Raw genomic sequence first — 18,063 nt, 5'->3', positions numbered from 1 at the left:
TCCCTTTCGAGAGTTCAGCAGTAAACTTAGAACTTACTCATACTGCAAGTATTTTTATATTTCGCTTAGTACACAATACCTTTAGTTAATTCTAGTTATTTATTCACAACTTTTTCAATATGTCCTTTTAGAACACTTGCTGATTCTTTTAATTTTTTCAATTCTTCATCATTTAGAACAGGGTTTACAATTCTTACAACACCCTTACTATTTAAAATTGTTGGGGCTGCTAAGTAAACATCTTCTATTCCATACTCTCCCTGCATCAAACATGATACAGTTAAAATAGTATTTTCGTCTCTTAATATAGCTTCTACTATTGTATTTACTGCTAATGCTACAGCAAAATAAGTAGCATTTTTCCTGCTTATTATTTCATAAGCTGCATTTTTAACATCGCTTTCTATTACTGATTTTACATCATCATCCCACTCTAAATTGAACTTTTTAGCATATTCTTCAAAAGTTTCTCCAGCTATGCTTGCAGTGCTCCAACTTACAACTTCGCTATCACCATGTTCTCCCAAAACATACGCATGGATATTATTATTATTTACATTAAAGTATTTACCAATAACGTATTTTAATCTTGACGTATCTAATACAGTTCCTGATGCTATTACTCTTTCCCTAGGGAATCCAGATAACTTATAAGTTATATATGCAAGCACATCACATGGATTTGATACTACTAACAAAATAGCATTTGGGCTTGCCGCTGCTATTTGTGGAACAAAGCTCTTAAATATATTGTAATTTTTTTCAATAAGATCTAGTCTAGTTTCCCCTTCTTTTTGAGCTGCACCAGCTGTAATTATAACTATATCTGAATCTCTAGTTTCTTCAATACTTCCTGCATAAATGCTAACAGGCTTTACAAAAGAAGTACCATGAACTAAATCCATAACTTCTCCCATTGCTTTATCCATATTTATATCAAATAAACATATTTCTGTAGCTACTCCACTATTCATTAATGCATATGCTGTTGTTGCACCTACAAAACCTGCACCAATCACAGATATTTTACGTTTTCTTTCTACCATTATATATTCCTCCTAATTAATACAATATTAATTCTATTCTTTCCAGATAACAAATTTATTATTTGCTCCTAAAAAGTTTCATCTTAAATTATTATCCAACAATTTTATTAATTAATAATCATTCTTATCTGATTATACCTTATTTGAATTTTTTCGTAAATACTATATAATTAAATTTAGCAACTTAATAATGAATTTATTAGTAAGCATATAGACGTAATTATTTTTAAATGTTTTACGCAGAAGATGGAGGTACACTTTAATGAAATTATTATTTTTTGATACAGAAACCACTAGTATAAAACCAGGCAGCATATGTCAGTTAAGTTACATAACTGTTGATGCTAGTAAAAAACCTCAGATAACGACTGGTAAAAATTTCTTTTTTACAGTCGACGAGATGGACCCTTCTGCCCAAGAAATTCATGGTTTTTCTTTAGAGAAGCTTTATGAATTATCTAATGGACAATATTTTGAGGATTTAGTACCTGAATTTCTTAATGATTTTATGACTGCTGATTTTCTAATCGGTCATAATGTTAATTTTGATGTTAGATTTTTAAAACATGAACTATTATCTTTAGGAGAGGATTTTTACCCAAAAAATGTTTTCTGCACTATGGCTTACTATAGAGATATATGTAAGATTCCAAAAGCCAATGGAGAAATCAAAAATCCAAAATTATCTGAAGTGATAGATTGGTTAAATATTTCAAGCGAGCAAATTGTTGAAACATCTGAAAAATTATTTGAAGGTAGTGGAAATTATCATGATGCCAGATTTGATACAGCTGCAACATATTTAACTGTTATCGAAGGATTAAAGAAAGGCTACTTTCCAAAAGGGTATTTTTCAAATCTTCTAGCTAAGAACTCAAACGGCTTAAAATAAAATATAATTTTTATTAATTAACACCTCAATAAAAATATCATATAATATACTATAACTTGTGGTTTTTACTCTATCTATTCTTTATGGTATTTAGAACTTTAGATTTAGACAGTTTTAAAATTTATTCTTGTCTTGTTTAATTTATAAATGAGGTGATAAAATGAAAAAATATGTTTGTGAAGTATGCGGATATATTTATGATCCTGAACTTGGAGATCCTGATGGTGGAATTACTCCACATGTAGATTTTAATGATTTGCCTGATTATTGGGTATGTCCAATTTGCGCTTTTAACAAAGATAATTTTTCTGTACTAGAATAACACATTATAAAAATTATATTTAACTCATCTCGTAAAAATTAGTATACTTAAAGAAAACTTAAATTAATATTTTCATATGAAATCAAAAAGACTATATGGACTGGAATATTATGTCCTATAGTCTTTTTATATTTGTAATTAATTTATTAGCTTCAAGCCATTTATATTTTCTTAAAATTTTTGTGCATTTAAATTCATCAAAACTTTACTATAAACACAATAATTTTATTTTACTAAATACTTTCATGGAATGTTCTGCTTATAACTTCTAATTGTTGTTCTTTTGATAATCTGCTAAAATTAACCGCATATCCTGATACTCTTATTGTAAGTGTTGGATACTTATCTGGATTTTCCATTGCATCTATTAATGTTTGTCTATTAAGAACATTAACATTTAAGTGATGAGCTCCTTGAGTAAAATATCCATCTAATATTGCAACTAGGTTATTAATCTTTTGATCTTCATTTTTTCCAAGTGCATCTGGAACGATTGAGAATGTATTCGATACACCGTCTTGGCAAATTTCATTATATGGTATTTTAGCTACTGAGTTAAGTGATGCTAATGCTCCATTAATATCTCTTCCATGCATTGGGTTTGCTCCTGGAGCAAGTGGTTCACCTTTCTTTCTTCCATCCGGAGTTGTCCCTGTCTTCTTACCATACATTACATTTGATGTGATTGTTAGCGCTGATAATGTATGTTTTGCATCTCTGTATAGTGGATGTTTCTTAAGCTCATTTGAGAATTTAGTTACTAATTCTACGCCTAGATCATCTGCTCTGTCATCATCATTTCCGTATTTAGGAAAATCTCCTTCAACTTCAAAATCTACAGTTATACCTTCTTCATTTCTAATTGGTTTAACTTTTGCATATTTTATAGCTGATAATGAATCTATTGCTACTGATAGACCTGCAATACCAAATGCCATTAATCTTTCTACTGCTGTATCATGAAGAGCCATTTGACTTGCTTCATAAGCGTATTTATCATGCATAAAGTGGATTATGTTCATTGTATCTACATAAACTTTTGCTACATACTCTAATACTTTGAAGTAATTTGCTTTTACTTTATCAAAATTAAGAATTTCTTCGTCTGTAAGCTTTTCAATTCCTGGTACTACCTTAATACCTTTTAATTCATCTACTCCACCATTTATGGCATATAAAAGTGATTTAGCTATATTTGCTCTAGCTCCAAAGAATTGCATTTGTTTACCAACCTTCATAGCTGATACGCAGCAAGCTATTGCATAATCATCACCATAAATCGGTCTCATAACTTCATCATTTTCATATTGAATTGAATCTGTTTTTATTGATATTTCTGCACAATATTTCTTAAAGCTTTCTGGAAGCTTATCTGACCATAAAACTGTTAAGTTTGGCTCTGCTGATGTTCCAAGATTAATTAAAGTATGAAGATATCTAAATGAATTCTTAGTTACAAGTGGCTTACCATTAATGCCCACACCACCAATTGATTCAGTTACCCAAGTTGGATCCCCACCAAATAATTCATTATATTCTGGAGTTCTTAAGTGTCTTACCAATCTTAACTTTATAATTAATTGATCAACTATTTCTTGAGCTTCCTTTTCTGTAATTAACCCTGCTTCTAAATCTCTTTCAATGTATATATCTAAGAAAGTTGAAGTTCTTCCAAAGGATGTTGCAGCTCCATTGTTTTCCTTAATTCCTGCTAAGTATCCAAAGTATAAGTGTTGTGCTGCTTCTTTTGCATTTGATGCTGGCTTAGATATATCAATTCCATATTTCGCTGCCATTGATTTTACTTCACCTAAAGCTCTAATCTGCATTGAAACTTCTTCTCTTTTTCTTACTAATTCATCAAGCATATCACCGTTTAGATTATCAAGATCCTTTTTCTTTTCTTCTATTAAGTAATCTATGCCATAAAGAGCTACTCTTCTATAATCACCTATTATTCTTCCTCTACCGTATGCATCTGGTAGGCCTGTTAATAATCCAGCACTTCTCGCTGCTCTTATTTCTTTTGTATACGCATCAAAAACACCTTCGTTGTGAGTCTTTCTGTATTTTGAAAAATTCTTATTAATTTCTGGATCAAGTTCATATCCATATTCCTTTAATGAACTTTGAACCATTCTCATTCCACCAAATGGATTTACTATTCTCTTAAGTGGTGCATCTGTTTGAAGCCCAACTATAACTTCGTTATCTCTATCTATATACCCAGGATCATAATTATCTATCCCTGATACTATATCTGTAGCAACATCAATTATTCCCTTTTTTACTTCCTCAACTATTAAGGCATAAGCTTTGTCCCAGACTTTGCTTGTCCTTTCTGTTTTCTCTTCTAAGAAACTTCCATCACCCTCGTATAATTTATAATTTTTTTGTATAAAGTTTCTTACATCAATACCCTCTTGCCATGTTCCATTTTTGAATCCTTCCCATTGTTTAAACATAATTTTTCCTCCCTAAAATAATTTAATTATATAATTTTTTCCATATAAAAAAGCCGACGCAATCCAGGCTTTTTTTGCCCAGACGGTCGGCTTTTTGTGGCATATAAGATAATATGCCTAGTCATACTTCATGTGGTAACTCCACTTCCGTCAGTCATATGACTAATATCTAATATAAGAATAATACCAAACCATTTAGTTTGTCAACAAGAATAATTTTACACTTATTAGTATTAGGCATAATGAAGAAATAACGAACCCATCTTATTTGCCATAAGAATAATCTCCAAATATCTCTTTCTGGTATTTTTTAATTAATTCTTTATCCATAGCTTTTACATTTTCAAGAGGATATTTAATCCCTAGTCCTTCATACTTATTTGTACCTAATAAATGATATGGAAGTAATTCTACTTTCTCAACATTAGGTATCTCGTCGATGTATTTTTTAAGTTCCTTTAAATGTTCTACATCGTCTGTTAATCCCGGAACCACAACATGCCTTATCCACATCTTTGTATTATTTCTCTTCATCGCTTCTAAGAATTTCAAGGATTCATCTATATTCATTAAAGTTATATTTTTGTATCCTTCTGGTGTAAAATGTTTTATATCAAATAAAACTAAATCTGTATATTTTAATATTTCATCATAATCACCAAATCCATAACCTGCTGTATCAATACAAGTATTAATTCCTTTACTTTTGCATAGTTTAAGAGTTTCTAGTAGAAATTCTGGCTGCCTTAAAGGCTCTCCACCTGAGAATGTGACTCCTCCTCCACTACTTGCAAAATAAGTTTTAAATCTTTCAATCTTATTAACTAGCTGTTCTGGAGTATATTCCTCTCCACCATTAGTAGCCCAAGTATCAGGATTATGACAATACTTACATCTTAACGCACAACCTTGCAAAAACACTACTACTCTAATTCCTGGTCCGTCCACAAGACCCATGCTCTCTATTGAATGAACATTACCTTTTACCATTTGTTACACCCCCTATACTTTATTATACTTCAAATTAATATACATAAGTTCTAAATAATATAATTCATCCTCTATAAAATTATTTGGGGACATTATCTAGTATTTTAAGAGAACGCTTATTGAATTAACACTTTTAGAATATATATTAATTTATTATTCCCTTAAATAAGCTATTAATATTTAAGCGAATTGTATATGGTACACTATATCATTACTTAATATTATCTAACTCTATTGTTTCTTCATCATAAGGCAAAAGAAGGGAAAGTTCACCTTCCCCTTCCTCCAAAATTTTTTTATTTTATAGTAATCCTTAAATAATATACATTATTCTACTTCTCATTAGATGCTCTCATGGAATGTTCTGCTTATAACTTCTAATTGTTGTTCTTTTGATAATCTGCTAAAATTAACCGCATATCCTGATACTCTTATTGTAAGTGTTGGGTATTTATCGGGATTTTCCATAGCATCTATCAATGTTTGTCTATTAAGAACATTAACATTTAAGTGATGAGCCCCTTGAGTAAAATATCCATCTAATATTGCAACTAGGTTAGTTATCTTTTGATTCTCATCTTTTCCAAGTGCATCTGGAACTATTGAGAATGTATTAGATACTCCATCTTGACAAATTTCATTATATGGTATTTTAGCTACTGAGTTAAGTGATGCTAATGCTCCATTAATATCTCTTCCATGCATTGGATTTGCTCCCGGAGCAAGTGGTTCGCCTTTCTTTCTACCATCTGGAGTTGTCCCTGTTTTCTTACCATACATTACATTTGATGTGATTGTTAGCGCTGATAATGTATGTTTTGCATCTCTGTATAGTGGATGTTTCTTAAGCTCATTTGAGAATTTAGTTACTAATTCTACGCCTAGATCATCTGCTCTGTCATCATCATTTCCGTATTTAGGGAAATCTCCTTCAACTTCAAAATCTACAGTTATACCTTCTTCATTTCTAATTGGTTTAACTTTTGCATATTTTACAGCCGATAATGAATCTATTGCTACTGAAAGTCCTGCAATACCAAATGCCATTAATCTTTCTACTGCTGTATCATGTAGTGCCATTTGGCCTGCTTCATAAGCATATTTATCATGCATAAAGTGAATTATGTTCATTGTATCTACATAAACTTTTGCTACATATTCTAATACTTTGAAGTAATTTGACTTTACTTTATTAAAATCAAGAATTTCTTCGTCTGTAAGTTTTTCAATTCCTGGTACTACTTTAATACCTTTTAATTCATCGACTCCACCATTTATAGCATATAAAAGCGATTTAGCTATATTTGCTCTAGCTCCAAAGAATTGCATTTGTTTACCAACCTTCATAGCTGATACGCAGCAAGCTATTGCATAATCATCACCATAAACCGGTCTCATAACTTCATCATTTTCATATTGAATAGAGTCTGTTTTTATTGAGATTTCTGCACAATATTTCTTAAAGCTTTCTGGAAGCTTATCTGACCATAAAACTGTTAAGTTTGGTTCTGCTGATGTTCCTAAATTTATTAAAGTATGAAGATATCTAAATGAATTCTTAGTTACAAGCGGCTTACCATTAATACCTACACCACCAATTGATTCAGTTACCCAAGTTGGATCCCCACCAAATAATTCATTATATTCTGGAGTCCTTAAGTGTCTAACTAATCTTAACTTTATAATTAGTTGGTCAACAATTTCTTGAGCTTCTTTTTCTGTAATTAATCCTGCTTCTAGATCTCTTTCAATATAAATATCTAAGAAGGTTGAAGTTCTTCCAAATGATGTTGCAGCTCCATTGTTTTCCTTAATTCCTGCTAAGTATCCAAAATATAAGTGTTGTGCTGCTTCTCTTGCATTTGATGCTGGCTTAGATATATCAATTCCATATTTTGATGCCATTGATTTTACTTCGCCTAAAGCTCTGATCTGCATTGAAACTTCTTCTCTTTTTCTTACTAACTCATCAAGCATATCACCATTTAGATTATCAAGATCCCTTTTCTTTTCTTCTATTAGGTAATCTATACCATAAAGAGCTACTCTTCTATAATCGCCAATTATTCTTCCTCTACCATAAGCATCGGGAAGACCTGTTAATAATCCCGCACTTCGGGCAAGCCTTATTTCTTTTGTATACGCATCAAATACACCTTCGTTGTGAGTCTTTCTGTACTTAGGAAAATATTCTTCGATATTTTTATCTAACTCATATCCATATTCTTTTAAAGAGCTTTGAACCATTCTCATTCCACCAAATGGATTTACTATTCTCTTAAGTGGTGCATCTGTTTGAAGCCCAACTATAACTTCGTTATCTTTATCTATATATCCAGGTTCATAGTTATCTATTCCTGATACTCTATCATTCGCTACATCTATAATTCCTTTTTTAACTTCTTCTACTATTAATTCATAAGCTCTCGCCCATACTTTACTTGTTTTTTCAGTTTTATCTTCTAGGAAAGTTGAATCTCCTTCATATAACTTATAATTTTTTTGTATAAAGTTTCTTACGTCAATACTCTCTTGCCATGTTCCGTTTTTAAATCCATCCCATTGTTTAAACATTAGTTTTCCTCCTTTATACTTTTGATTAAAAACTTTGTTAATTTTTAATCAATTAATTCATACCATTATTGTATACTTTAATTAAATGCATGTCAATGATATCTTTTATCAGTTAGTAATTAGTTTCACTTTTTTGTTAATAAATCTATCAGACTTTCATAAGATAATATTTCTATAAGTTCGCGAAATAAATTTTCCCCTTAACTTGTCACTTATTGCTAATTAAGATATTATCTTTAATTTATAAAAAATATTATTAATAAATAAATCAAGTTATTGATTTATTTATCTCTAGATTACTAACTGCAAATATTATAACCTTTACCATTTCTTAAATTTATAATATTTTTCTTTCAGTGTATAAATTAATTTATATTGACATATTAGTATTATCAGAAAACGTTTTAAACATAATGTTATTTACATTTATAATTTTTAAATATTCTTCAATCTTTTAAAATCCATTTTTGAATTTCATATTTTAGATTCATAAGTTTATAAAACTATACCAAAAAGTTTTCTTTGTCAACTTTTTTTAGAATTTATAACATAAATTTAACATTCGTACAAAATAATTGACACAAAATAATGATATAATTTTGTTACAATATTGTTTATACATAATTCAAAGGGGAGAAAACATATGCAAAGGAATGCTAAACTATCTTTATTTTCTTTTTTAGCAATAGCTCTATCTGTCTTTATATTATATCAAGTTCTTTCTTATTTTAATTTTTTTAGAAAGAATCTAACTATTATTAATAAAACATTATACTCAAGTATGCTACCAGAGGAAAAATTTAAAAGTACATATACGCCCAAAATTAAATTTTCAGACAAGCCTGTAACGAAAGTAAATGATGTAACCCTAAATATTTTAAATACAGGAAATCTAACTAATGTTCCGATGCTGCTAAAAGCCCAAAGGTATTATATACCTCTAACTTTTATTTGCAGTAAACTCAATTATACTTTAGATACTTCTAATAACTCCATATCAATATATAATGATAGTAATAAAATTTTCTTAAATGAAACCACTTATGAAAAGAATTCTAGAAAAGGTAATCTTCGTGGTAATTTACTTAACAATAATGGTAGCTATTATATTTCAATTTCAGATATAGAAGAAATTTTTGATTTATTTGCCGTATTTGACTTTCAGAACAAAAAAATAAACCTAATACCTAACGATGTAAAGGAACCAGAAGATTCAGCTATACTATATAGCGATAAAATTGGTTTAATACGTTTTGAAGATTTTGGTTGCGGTTATACAAATGTTGTAGATAAAAATCAAACAAAAATAAAGATAATGGCTAATTTGCTATTTTCCCAAGGACTGAAATTTCATATTTCATGGATACCTAGATTTGTAGTTCCTTCAGCAAATTTTGATAATGATTTGTTGACGAATGATAACATTGTAAATGTAGGATTTGTAGATGTATTAGATTATGCTCTTAATAAAGGTGGAGAAATAGGTTTACACGGATATACTCATCAATCTGGTAATGACTCAAGCGGAACTGGTGAAGAAATGTCTAAAGACGTAAATAGTACAGAAGCTGAGACTAGAGCAGTAATAGAAAAAGGTATAGATACTGCAAGTGCTCTAAATATTCCTATCTCGTATTACGAAAGCCCTCATTACAGAGATACTGAGCAACAAAAGAAAATAATTAGTGAATATTTTCAGTTCATATACGAGCCATATGATTATACAAAAAAGAACATATATAAGCCAGATGATTCTCACTTATTTGTTCCAACTCCATTAGGTCGTATAGCTGATCCATCAACAGATACGACTCGTATGGTAAATACGATTAATGAAGGAGATGCTGATACGCTTAATAGCTTTTATTATCATCCATCTATAGAAATAGATTATATAAACTTTAACCTAAATGGAAACAAACTTAACGTGAATTATGATACACGTTCACCTTTGCAACAAATAGTAAAAGCACTTAAAGATAATGATTATACTACTGTTCATATTGATAATCTTATAAATAAGTAGTAAAAAAGGCTTGCCACGCATATGACAAGCCTTTTATTTTTCAAATATTTTCGTAACATCACTTAATATTGCAAAATTAGTAAAATCAAAATGAAGCGGTGTTAATGTAACATATCCTTGAGATAGATAATATACATCACTTTCTTCTTCCTTGATAGCATTTCTTGTTCCTTTTGTTGTATACAAGTCACCTTCTTCATTACTTTCTAAAAGTATATATTCTGTTTTATATGTGGACCTTCCAATCTTACAGACTTTGATGCCCTTTATATCTCTTTCATTAAAATTTGGAATATTAAGATTTAATACCACATCACTTTTTAAGTATTCTTCCTTTGCTATATTTAAAACTTTTATCGCCCATTTAACAGCCTTAGAATAATCCTCATTATCTTTCCCATATTCAACATCCATTGAAACCGCAATTGATGGAATTCCATATATAGTTCCTTCTATTGCTGCTGAAACAGTACCTGAGTATAAAATATCAGTTCCTACATTTGGTCCTTTATTTATGCCAGATATTACAAGTTCTATATTCTCTTTCAAAAAGGATAACCCAACTTGAGTACAATCAGCAGGCGTTCCTGAAACACTATAAGCCTTACAATCTAAGCCTTCAATGAATTCTTCTTTAATTTTAATCGGACTATGAATAGATATTGAATGACTAGACGCACTTTTTTGATCCTTGGGCGCAACAATTACGACCTTATGATCCTTAGAAATTTCCTTTGCTAAAGCAATTATTCCTGGTGCATTTATTCCATCGTCGTTAGTAATTAAAATATTCATATTTCCTCCTTGTAAATGTATTCGATCACAACTTAATGTGAAGAAATGAACAACCGAAATAGAATGCATATATGTTCCTCAGGACTGTGAAAAATTTCTCTGGGAATATCTAAATAGAAAGTTGCACCACTTCTGCATGCTCCTGTGACAAGCACAGGACAAGCGAAAGTGGAACAACTTACCATTAAGATATTCCAGCAGCTTATTTTTCAATGCCTGCTCCACATATATGTATTCTATTTCTTTGTTCTGCTGTTACCATATATACTTAACAAATAGTATCTTAAAGAAATTATAATACCTCCTATATTAAATAGGAATTAAAAATGTCAATTAATTTATACTCTAAAGTTTATATATGTTATACCAAAGGTATTACTAGCCAAATAAATACAAAAATACTTGCTTAAATATGCATTACTTTGAATTTACACTAAATATTAGAAATACAATATATGTTTTTGCGAAGTGTTCATAAGAAGGTTTTGCTGGCTGTGATTCTAGATTATAAGTTGTTCCAAATGTGCTTGTTCAAAACGTAGTCTTTGAAGCAAGCACTTTGGGTGCAACTTATAATCATAGCATCACCCAGTAAAATCTTCAAGGAACCGGAGCAAACGCATATATTCCACTTCTAGTGCTTCGCAATACTTTTATTTTGCACCATATTGTTTGTAATATTCGTCAATTCTACCTTTAACTTCGTCTGTTATAAGTATAGTTCCGTTAATCTCTTTATTGTATAAGTACTCAATAACTTCCGCCATTGTAACTATGGCACAAGTTTTGAATCCGAATTTTTCTCTTATTTCAGTTAATGCTGATTGTTCGCCTTGCCCTCTTTCCATTCTATCTACCGATATTATAATACCTTTAACATTAACATCTGCTTGGCTTTTTAAGATAGGCATAGTTTCGTAAATTGATGTTCCTGCTGTTGTAACATCTTCAACTATTAGTACTTTATCTCCATCATTTAGTTTACTTCCTAAAAGAATTCCTGTATCTCCATGATCTTTTACTTCTTTTCTATTTGAACAATATCTTACATCAATATCAAATGAGCTAGACAAAGCAATAGATGTTGTAACGCTTAGAGGAATTCCTTTGTATGCAGGCCCAAATAATACATCATAATCATCTGCAAAGTTTTCTTTTATTGCCTCTGCATAAAATTCTCCAAGTCTTCTTAACTGGCTTCCTGTTTGATAGTTACCTGTATTAACAAAGAACGGAGTCTTTCTTCCACTCTTAGTAACAAAATCTCCAAATGTAAGTACTCCACATTCTATCATAAAATTGATAAATTCTTTCTTATATGCCTTCATTTAAAATTCCTCCAATATCTACTTTGTAATTATTAATATTCACTTATCAGTTGCTTATTTTCATTATTAGGAATTAGGATCTATGATCAATTTATATTATTCCTATAATCTCGTTAATATCCTTAATTCCTTGTTCCTTCAAGAAACTTTCCATTTCTTCAACTATTTCTTTCCCAGCCATAGGATTTACAAAATTAATCGTTCCTATCTGTACTGCGCTAGCTCCTGCCATCATAAATTCTACGGCATCTTTACCACTTGATATTCCTCCAAGTCCTATTACTGGAATATCTACAGCCTTAGCCACTTCATAAACCATTCTAAGAGCAATTGGTTTTACAGCTGGACCCGAAAGACCTGCAGTTATATTATTAAATACCGGCTTTCTTTTATACACATCTATAGCCATCCCTTTTAAGGTATTTATTAGTGATATAGAGTCCGCTCCTGCCTCCTGGCACTTTACAGCCATATCTACTATATCTTCTGCATTAGGAGATAACTTAACCATCAACGGCTTCTTAGTCATGGCTTTAATTTCTCTAACCACATCATATGCTACTTTTGACTTAATCCCAAAAGCCATACCACCATGTTTTACATTTGGGCAGGAAATATTAAGTTCAATCATGTCAACATCACTGCTATCAATTTTTCTTACCGCAGCTTCATAGTCTTCCAAGCATCCTCCCCCAATGTTTGCTATAACATTAGTTCCGTACTTCCTCATTTTCGGAAGCTCATTTTCTATAAATGCATCTATTCCTGGATTTTGTAATCCTACTGAATTCATCATTCCTGATGGTGTTTCATATACTCTTATCCCTTCATTACCTTGCTTTGGGTTTATTGTAAGCCCTTTTGAAGATATTCCACCAAGAATTCCAACATCATAAAAATTATTAAATTCTTCACCAAAACCAAAGGTTCCCGATGCTGCTATTACAGGATTTTTAAATTCTACATTATTAATAGTTACTTTCATCATATTCTTCTTCTCCTTTGGTTATTATAGTTCAACATAGTATCCATCAAATATTGGACCATCTTTACACGTTCTCTTATGTCCATCTTTTGTTTTACAAGTACATACTAAACATGCACCCACTCCACATGCCATATGCTTTTCCATAGATACATAAACAGCCACATTCTTTTCTTTGCACATATCTATAACTTTTTTCATCATAATCTCTGGTCCGCAGCATAACACGGTATCGTAATCTTCTGGTTTTAAAATTTCGGTAATAAATCCTTTATGCCCATTTTTTCCAGTGTTTGTAGATATATAAACTTCATTTACGTATTCCTTTAACTCATCTATTAAGTAAACATCATCTCTGAATCCTGCATAAAGATCTATCTTTTGATCTGGATTTTTCTTTCTTAATTTCTTTGCTAGTTCAAGCATTGGTGCTGTTCCAATTCCCCCTGAAACCAGTGCTACCTTGTTATATTCTTTCTCTAAATCAAACCCATTTCCAAGAGGCCCTGTTAAGCTTATTTCATCATCTTCTTTAAGCTTAGTAAACTCTTTAGTTCCGTTTCCTACTACAGCATATAAAAATGTTAGTTTATTCTCATATTTTTCACATATACTTATTGGTCTTGGCAGAAATGTTGCACCATTTAGCTTTAACATATAAAATTGTCCTGCCTTTATTTCTGCATCATCTTCTACTACTAATTTATATATATCTTTCGAGATTTCTTTATTTGAAACTACTTTTGCATTTCTGTAAGTTATAGCCATAACCCTGCCTCCTTAAGTTATCTTTAATGTAAAATTTATACGTTCTTCACTGCTTCCCTTATTGCATCTCTCATCTTTATGGCTTCTTCTCTAGCGCATAAAGCAAACTCTTTTTCTCTATTTTCTTTTTTGTAAGCAAGTAGTATTCCCCTTGAAGAATTTACAACCCCACCATTTCCATTGTTTAAATATAGTGCAACATCTTCAGCTTTCCCGCCTTGTGCACCATATCCAGGTATTAAGAAAAACATATTGCTATAATTTAATCTTATTTTCTTTCCTTCTTCAACATGCGTACATCCTATAACACCGCCAATTGCTGTATATCCACAACTTCCAGTATATTTTTTTCCCATTTCAGTAATTTTATCTGCCACAACTTCATAAACTTTCTTATCTCCAGTAGTATCTAGATACTCAATATCTTCTGCACCTGGATTTGAAGTTCTGACTAAGCTAAACACACCTTTACTTCCCTCATCTAAATAAGGTACATATGGTTCAATACTATCCATTCCCATATATGGACTTAGTGTTATAAAATCCGCTTCAAAATCCCCATCAAAATGAGCTTTTGCATACATTGTTGCTGTCGCTGCTATATCCCCTCTTTTAATATCAGCTATTATAATTTCACCTTTATCTCTTAAGTAGTCTAGCGTTTTCTTATAGGCAATTAACCCTTCAAGTCCTAATGCTTCATAGTAAGCAATTTGAACCTTAAAGCATGCTGATACATCCCAAGTCGCATCTATTATTTGTTTATTGAATTCAAAGATAGCTTCACTGTCAGTTCTACCTTCTTTTATATGATTTGGAATATAGCTTAATGCAGTATCCAACCCTACACAAACTACTCCTCTTTCTTCAACTCTATTGTATAATTTATCAATTATGTAATTTGTCATTTCAGATCTCCCTCCAACCCTATTTAGTCCACAGTCAGAATTCACAATTAATTCCTTTAGGAACTCATATCTTATAATTTTCTTAATTATGTTCTCCATTTTCTACTTATGATACTATTTAAGCCACTCTTATTTTACACATGTCCGCTTCCCAATTTATAATCATAGTTGCGCTTAAAAGTTCTTTATTGAAATTCTCTGATATTTCATATGTGCGTGCTTTTTTAATGCGAAATATTCTTTATTGCGCTTTGCGCTTTTTTCTAATGTGAACTGTTCTTAATTGCGCTTCGCGCCTTTTTCTAATGTGTATACTTAATTTCTCCACCCTTTATTGTCATAAGAATTTCACCGTAGAATTCCATACCTGTAAATGGCGTATTCCGTCCCTTTGATGCAAATTCTTCTGGATTCACTTTTAGGCACTTATCAATATCAACTAAAACTAAATCCCCTTCGACTCCGATACTAATTTTTCCTTTATTCATTCCTAGGAGCTTTGCAGGATTATATGACATAAGCTCACTTAATTTATTTAGTGAAAAATTGTTCTCTTTCACTAATTTTGTATAGCATATTGAAAATGCAGTCTCTATTCCAACCATTCCAGGTGAACCTTTCATCTTCTCCTCCGCTGTATGTGGAGCATGATCCGTTCCTATTGTATCAACCATACCTAATTTTATAGCATTTATTATTGCCTCTACATCCTCTTTTTCTCTAATTGGAGGATTTACTCTATAATCATTTATATCTCTTGTTAGACCAATATGATGAGGAGTAACCTCTAGTGTTATATTTGCGCCACTCACTTTTCCATCAATTATACATTTTATAGCTTCCTTTGTGCTGACATGGCACATGTGTAATCTAGCTTTACTTAGTTTAGCTAATTCTACATCTCTTATTGTCATCATATTCTCAGCTATCCTCATATCTACTTTTGAGAATTCAGGACTTTCAGCATGAGACATTATAACCCAGTTATTCTTCTTTGCAATTTCCATCGCTTCAAGCATTGTATTGGAGTTTGATATCCCAACTCCATCATCTGAAATTGCTTTAATTTCCTTATCACCTGAAAGCTCTTCTAAATGAGTTAATGTCACTCCATCAAAATCCTTTGTTACTGATAAGCATTGATGAATATCTATTAAATTAATTTCTTTAGATTTATTTCTTACGTATTCTAGAACCTTTTTTGATGAACATATAGGGTTTGTATTTGCCATAAGACAAACTCCTGTGTAACCACCTTTTAGCGCTGCTCTAGATCCTGTTTCAATATCTTCTTTCCATGTAAGACCTGGATCTCTAAAATGTGCATGTGTATCTATAAATGATGGCATTAAAATCTTTCCTTCACACTCAATAGTTTCTACATCTATCTTAAAGATCTTTTGCCCTATTTCTTCAATTATTCCCTCCTTAATATAGATGTCGCCTATAAAATCTTGGGTTACATCTACTATCCTCGCGTTTTTAATTAACAGTTCCATATAACACCTCTTAATTCTTCTAAATTTCTGAAAGCTTTGTTATCTCATCGCAATATTCACATCTATATCTTCCATTCTCTTTATCTACTAAAATAAAAGAATGAGGTACATATTCTTCCTGACTAGTTATGCAGCTTGGATTTTTACACTTAATTATATTCTCCACTTTATCAGGTAGCGTTGGCGTAACTTTATTTATTATCATTTCATCTTTTACTTCACAAATTGTTATTGTAGGTGAAAGTAGACCTAAAACAGTATAGTCAAGTTCAAAGCAGTTTTCTATCTTAATTATATCTTTCTTTCCAAGCTTCTTGCTATCTGCATTAATTATCAAAGCAACACTGCAATCATTAGTGTCTAGTTTTAAGTACTTAAATATCTTAACTCCCACTCCAGCTTGGATATGGTCAATTACTATTCCATTCTTAATACTTGTTATTTCAAGCATCTTACATCACCCCCAAAAGCTTAATCATTAGCGCCATTCTTACATACATTCCGTATTCAGCTTGCTTAAAGTATGAAGCTCTTCTATCTTCATCTACCTCATAAGCAATTTCATTTACTCTTGGCAGCGGGTGCATTACTATCATATCGTCTTTAGCCAGATCCATTTTCGCTCTGTCTAATATATAACTATCTCTTAATCTTAAATACTCTTCTTCATTAAAGAATCTTTCCTTTTGAACTCTTGTCATATATAAGATATCAAGACTTTCAATTACATCTTCTAATTTTTCTACCTCTATATATTCAATGTGGTTTTTCGCTAAAACTTCTTCTCTTATATATTGTGGTATAGCAAGTTCTTTTGGAGATATTAATACAAACTTATTATTCTGGTATCTGGACATTGCTTTTATTAACGAATGTACAGTTCTTCCAAATTTTAAATCACCACAAATTCCGATTCTATGATTGTTTAACCCATTTTTTAAGCTTGTAATCGTAAGTAAATCTGCTAGGGTTTGAGTTGGATGTTGATGTCCACCATCACCAGCATTAATTATTGGAACGTTAGAATAGATACTTGCAACTTTTGCTGCACCTTCTTTTGGATGTCTCATTGTTATTATATCTGAATATATTGATACCATTTTAATTGTATCAGCTAAAGTTTCTCCTTTAGAAATTGATGTTGAATTCGGCTCTGAAAATCCGAGAATTTTACCACCAAGTCTCATCATTGCAGCTTCAAAGCTCAATCTTGTTCTCGTACTTGGTTCATAAAATAATGTAGCTAAAATTTTCCCGTCACAAATATGAGAAAATTCTTTTGGATGTGCGATTATTTGATGTGCTAAATTGAATATTTCGTCTAATTCCTCTACCGTAAAATCCATAGGCTCTATTAGATGTTTAATATCTTTTATCATTTTATTATCACTCCTTCTTAACCTCTCTGTGTTAATTTAAAGGGAAAAATTATATAATACTAATTCTTTATAATAAAAAAGCTTCC

At 31.0% G+C, this 18,063-nt stretch carries 15 protein-coding genes and 1 riboswitch; of the genes, 3 read left to right on the top strand and 12 right to left on the bottom strand.

Annotated features, from left to right (window positions below):
* Nucleotides 1-95: 95 nt before the first annotated feature.
* On the bottom strand, nucleotides 96-1,046 hold the full coding sequence (locus AXY43_RS20045) for an L-lactate dehydrogenase (RefSeq protein ID WP_023973486.1): 951 nt from the start codon (nucleotides 1,044-1,046) through the stop codon (nucleotides 96-98).
* Between the two features lie 262 nt (nucleotides 1,047-1,308).
* Between AXY43_RS20045 and AXY43_RS20040 the strand changes: the two genes are divergently transcribed.
* On the top strand, nucleotides 1,309-1,938 hold the full coding sequence (locus tag AXY43_RS20040) for a 3'-5' exonuclease (RefSeq protein ID WP_039770473.1): 630 nt from the start codon (nucleotides 1,309-1,311) through the stop codon (nucleotides 1,936-1,938).
* 160 nt (nucleotides 1,939-2,098) lie between these two features.
* Nucleotides 2,099-2,260: a rubredoxin gene (locus tag AXY43_RS20035; RefSeq protein ID WP_105412042.1), complete on the top strand. Its 162-nt coding sequence runs from the start codon at nucleotides 2,099-2,101 to the stop codon at nucleotides 2,258-2,260.
* A 233-nt stretch (nucleotides 2,261-2,493) separates the two neighbouring features.
* Here the strand turns inward: AXY43_RS20035 and pflB (AXY43_RS20030) are convergent, their stop codons facing one another.
* The 3 genes from pflB (AXY43_RS20030) to pflB (AXY43_RS20020) form a co-directional block, all read right to left on the bottom strand.
* The gene (pflB, locus tag AXY43_RS20030) at nucleotides 2,494-4,725 is read right to left on the bottom strand and encodes a formate C-acetyltransferase (protein WP_023973487.1); all 2,232 of its coding nucleotides are present in this window, start codon (nucleotides 4,723-4,725) and stop codon (nucleotides 2,494-2,496) included.
* 69 nt (nucleotides 4,726-4,794) lie between these two features.
* Nucleotides 4,795-4,893: riboswitch (ZMP/ZTP riboswitch) on the bottom strand.
* Nucleotides 4,894-4,989: 96 nt separating this feature from the next.
* The gene (pflA, locus tag AXY43_RS20025; protein WP_011968353.1) at nucleotides 4,990-5,715 is read right to left on the bottom strand and encodes a pyruvate formate-lyase-activating protein; all 726 of its coding nucleotides are present in this window, start codon (nucleotides 5,713-5,715) and stop codon (nucleotides 4,990-4,992) included.
* A gap of 342 nt (nucleotides 5,716-6,057) precedes the next feature.
* Nucleotides 6,058-8,289 (bottom strand): formate C-acetyltransferase, encoded by a 2,232-nt coding sequence (gene pflB / locus AXY43_RS20020; protein WP_087702180.1) that lies wholly within the window; start codon nucleotides 8,287-8,289, stop codon nucleotides 6,058-6,060.
* 643 nt (nucleotides 8,290-8,932) lie between these two features.
* On the opposite strand from pflB (AXY43_RS20020), the gene AXY43_RS20015 reads away from it, so the two are divergent.
* Entirely contained in the window at nucleotides 8,933-10,315 is a 1,383-nt protein-coding gene (locus tag AXY43_RS20015) for a DUF2334 domain-containing protein (protein ID WP_105412041.1), read from the top strand.
* 33 nt (nucleotides 10,316-10,348) lie between these two features.
* Here the strand turns inward: AXY43_RS20015 and surE are convergent, their stop codons facing one another.
* The 8 genes from surE to pyrB all read right to left on the bottom strand — a co-directional run bounded on the left by surE (nucleotide 10,349) and on the right by pyrB (nucleotide 17,977).
* On the bottom strand, nucleotides 10,349-11,110 hold the full coding sequence (gene surE / locus AXY43_RS20010; protein ID WP_105412040.1) for a 5'/3'-nucleotidase SurE: 762 nt from the start codon (nucleotides 11,108-11,110) through the stop codon (nucleotides 10,349-10,351).
* Between the two features lie 653 nt (nucleotides 11,111-11,763).
* Nucleotides 11,764-12,438, bottom strand: a complete 675-nt coding sequence (gene pyrE, locus AXY43_RS20005) for an orotate phosphoribosyltransferase (protein ID WP_105412039.1) — start codon at nucleotides 12,436-12,438, stop codon at nucleotides 11,764-11,766.
* Nucleotides 12,439-12,529: 91 nt separating this feature from the next.
* Entirely contained in the window at nucleotides 12,530-13,426 is an 897-nt protein-coding gene (locus AXY43_RS20000; protein WP_077856690.1) for a dihydroorotate dehydrogenase, read from the bottom strand.
* A 21-nt stretch (nucleotides 13,427-13,447) separates the two neighbouring features.
* Entirely contained in the window at nucleotides 13,448-14,191 is a 744-nt protein-coding gene (locus tag AXY43_RS19995; protein WP_105412038.1) for a dihydroorotate dehydrogenase electron transfer subunit, read from the bottom strand.
* A gap of 35 nt (nucleotides 14,192-14,226) precedes the next feature.
* On the bottom strand, nucleotides 14,227-15,099 hold the full coding sequence (gene pyrF / locus AXY43_RS19990) for an orotidine-5'-phosphate decarboxylase (protein ID WP_105412037.1): 873 nt from the start codon (nucleotides 15,097-15,099) through the stop codon (nucleotides 14,227-14,229).
* 302 nt (nucleotides 15,100-15,401) lie between these two features.
* On the bottom strand, nucleotides 15,402-16,598 hold the full coding sequence (locus AXY43_RS19985; protein ID WP_105412036.1) for a dihydroorotase: 1,197 nt from the start codon (nucleotides 16,596-16,598) through the stop codon (nucleotides 15,402-15,404).
* A gap of 19 nt (nucleotides 16,599-16,617) precedes the next feature.
* On the bottom strand, nucleotides 16,618-17,049 hold the full coding sequence (locus AXY43_RS19980; RefSeq protein WP_011968344.1) for an aspartate carbamoyltransferase regulatory subunit: 432 nt from the start codon (nucleotides 17,047-17,049) through the stop codon (nucleotides 16,618-16,620).
* 1 nt (nucleotide 17,050) lies between these two features.
* The gene (gene pyrB / locus AXY43_RS19975; protein ID WP_011968343.1) at nucleotides 17,051-17,977 is read right to left on the bottom strand and encodes an aspartate carbamoyltransferase; all 927 of its coding nucleotides are present in this window, start codon (nucleotides 17,975-17,977) and stop codon (nucleotides 17,051-17,053) included.
* Nucleotides 17,978-18,063: the final 86 nt, after the last annotated feature.

This window comes from Clostridium sp. MF28, from assembly GCF_002969175.1.
In the GTDB taxonomy this organism is placed as follows: domain Bacteria; phylum Bacillota; class Clostridia; order Clostridiales; family Clostridiaceae; genus Clostridium; species Clostridium beijerinckii.
This window is presented reverse-complemented; position numbering and strand designations above follow the sequence as displayed.

What these genes read in the sequence shown, in the direction of transcription:
- AXY43_RS20045 (WP_023973486.1), bottom strand. Translation starts at nt 1,046, where the DNA reads ATGGTAGAAAGAAAACGTAAAATATCTGTGATTGGTGCAGGTTTTGTA.
- AXY43_RS20040 (WP_039770473.1), top strand. Translation starts at nt 1,309, where the DNA reads ATGAAATTATTATTTTTTGATACAGAAACCACTAGTATAAAACCAGGC.
- AXY43_RS20035 (WP_105412042.1), top strand. Translation starts at nt 2,099, where the DNA reads ATGAAAAAATATGTTTGTGAAGTATGCGGATATATTTATGATCCTGAA.
- pflB (WP_023973487.1), bottom strand. Translation starts at nt 4,725, where the DNA reads ATGTTTAAACAATGGGAAGGATTCAAAAATGGAACATGGCAAGAGGGT.
- pflA (WP_011968353.1), bottom strand. Translation starts at nt 5,715, where the DNA reads ATGGTAAAAGGTAATGTTCATTCAATAGAGAGCATGGGTCTTGTGGAC.
- pflB (WP_087702180.1), bottom strand. Translation starts at nt 8,289, where the DNA reads ATGTTTAAACAATGGGATGGATTTAAAAACGGAACATGGCAAGAGAGT.
- AXY43_RS20015 (WP_105412041.1), top strand. Translation starts at nt 8,933, where the DNA reads ATGCAAAGGAATGCTAAACTATCTTTATTTTCTTTTTTAGCAATAGCT.
- surE (WP_105412040.1), bottom strand. Translation starts at nt 11,110, where the DNA reads ATGAATATTTTAATTACTAACGACGATGGAATAAATGCACCAGGAATA.
- pyrE (WP_105412039.1), bottom strand. Translation starts at nt 12,438, where the DNA reads ATGAAGGCATATAAGAAAGAATTTATCAATTTTATGATAGAATGTGGA.
- AXY43_RS20000 (WP_077856690.1), bottom strand. Translation starts at nt 13,426, where the DNA reads ATGATGAAAGTAACTATTAATAATGTAGAATTTAAAAATCCTGTAATA.
- AXY43_RS19995 (WP_105412038.1), bottom strand. Translation starts at nt 14,191, where the DNA reads ATGGCTATAACTTACAGAAATGCAAAAGTAGTTTCAAATAAAGAAATC.
- pyrF (WP_105412037.1), bottom strand. Translation starts at nt 15,099, where the DNA reads ATGACAAATTACATAATTGATAAATTATACAATAGAGTTGAAGAAAGA.
- AXY43_RS19985 (WP_105412036.1), bottom strand. Translation starts at nt 16,598, where the DNA reads ATGGAACTGTTAATTAAAAACGCGAGGATAGTAGATGTAACCCAAGAT.
- AXY43_RS19980 (WP_011968344.1), bottom strand. Translation starts at nt 17,049, where the DNA reads ATGCTTGAAATAACAAGTATTAAGAATGGAATAGTAATTGACCATATC.
- pyrB (WP_011968343.1), bottom strand. Translation starts at nt 17,977, where the DNA reads ATGATAAAAGATATTAAACATCTAATAGAGCCTATGGATTTTACGGTA.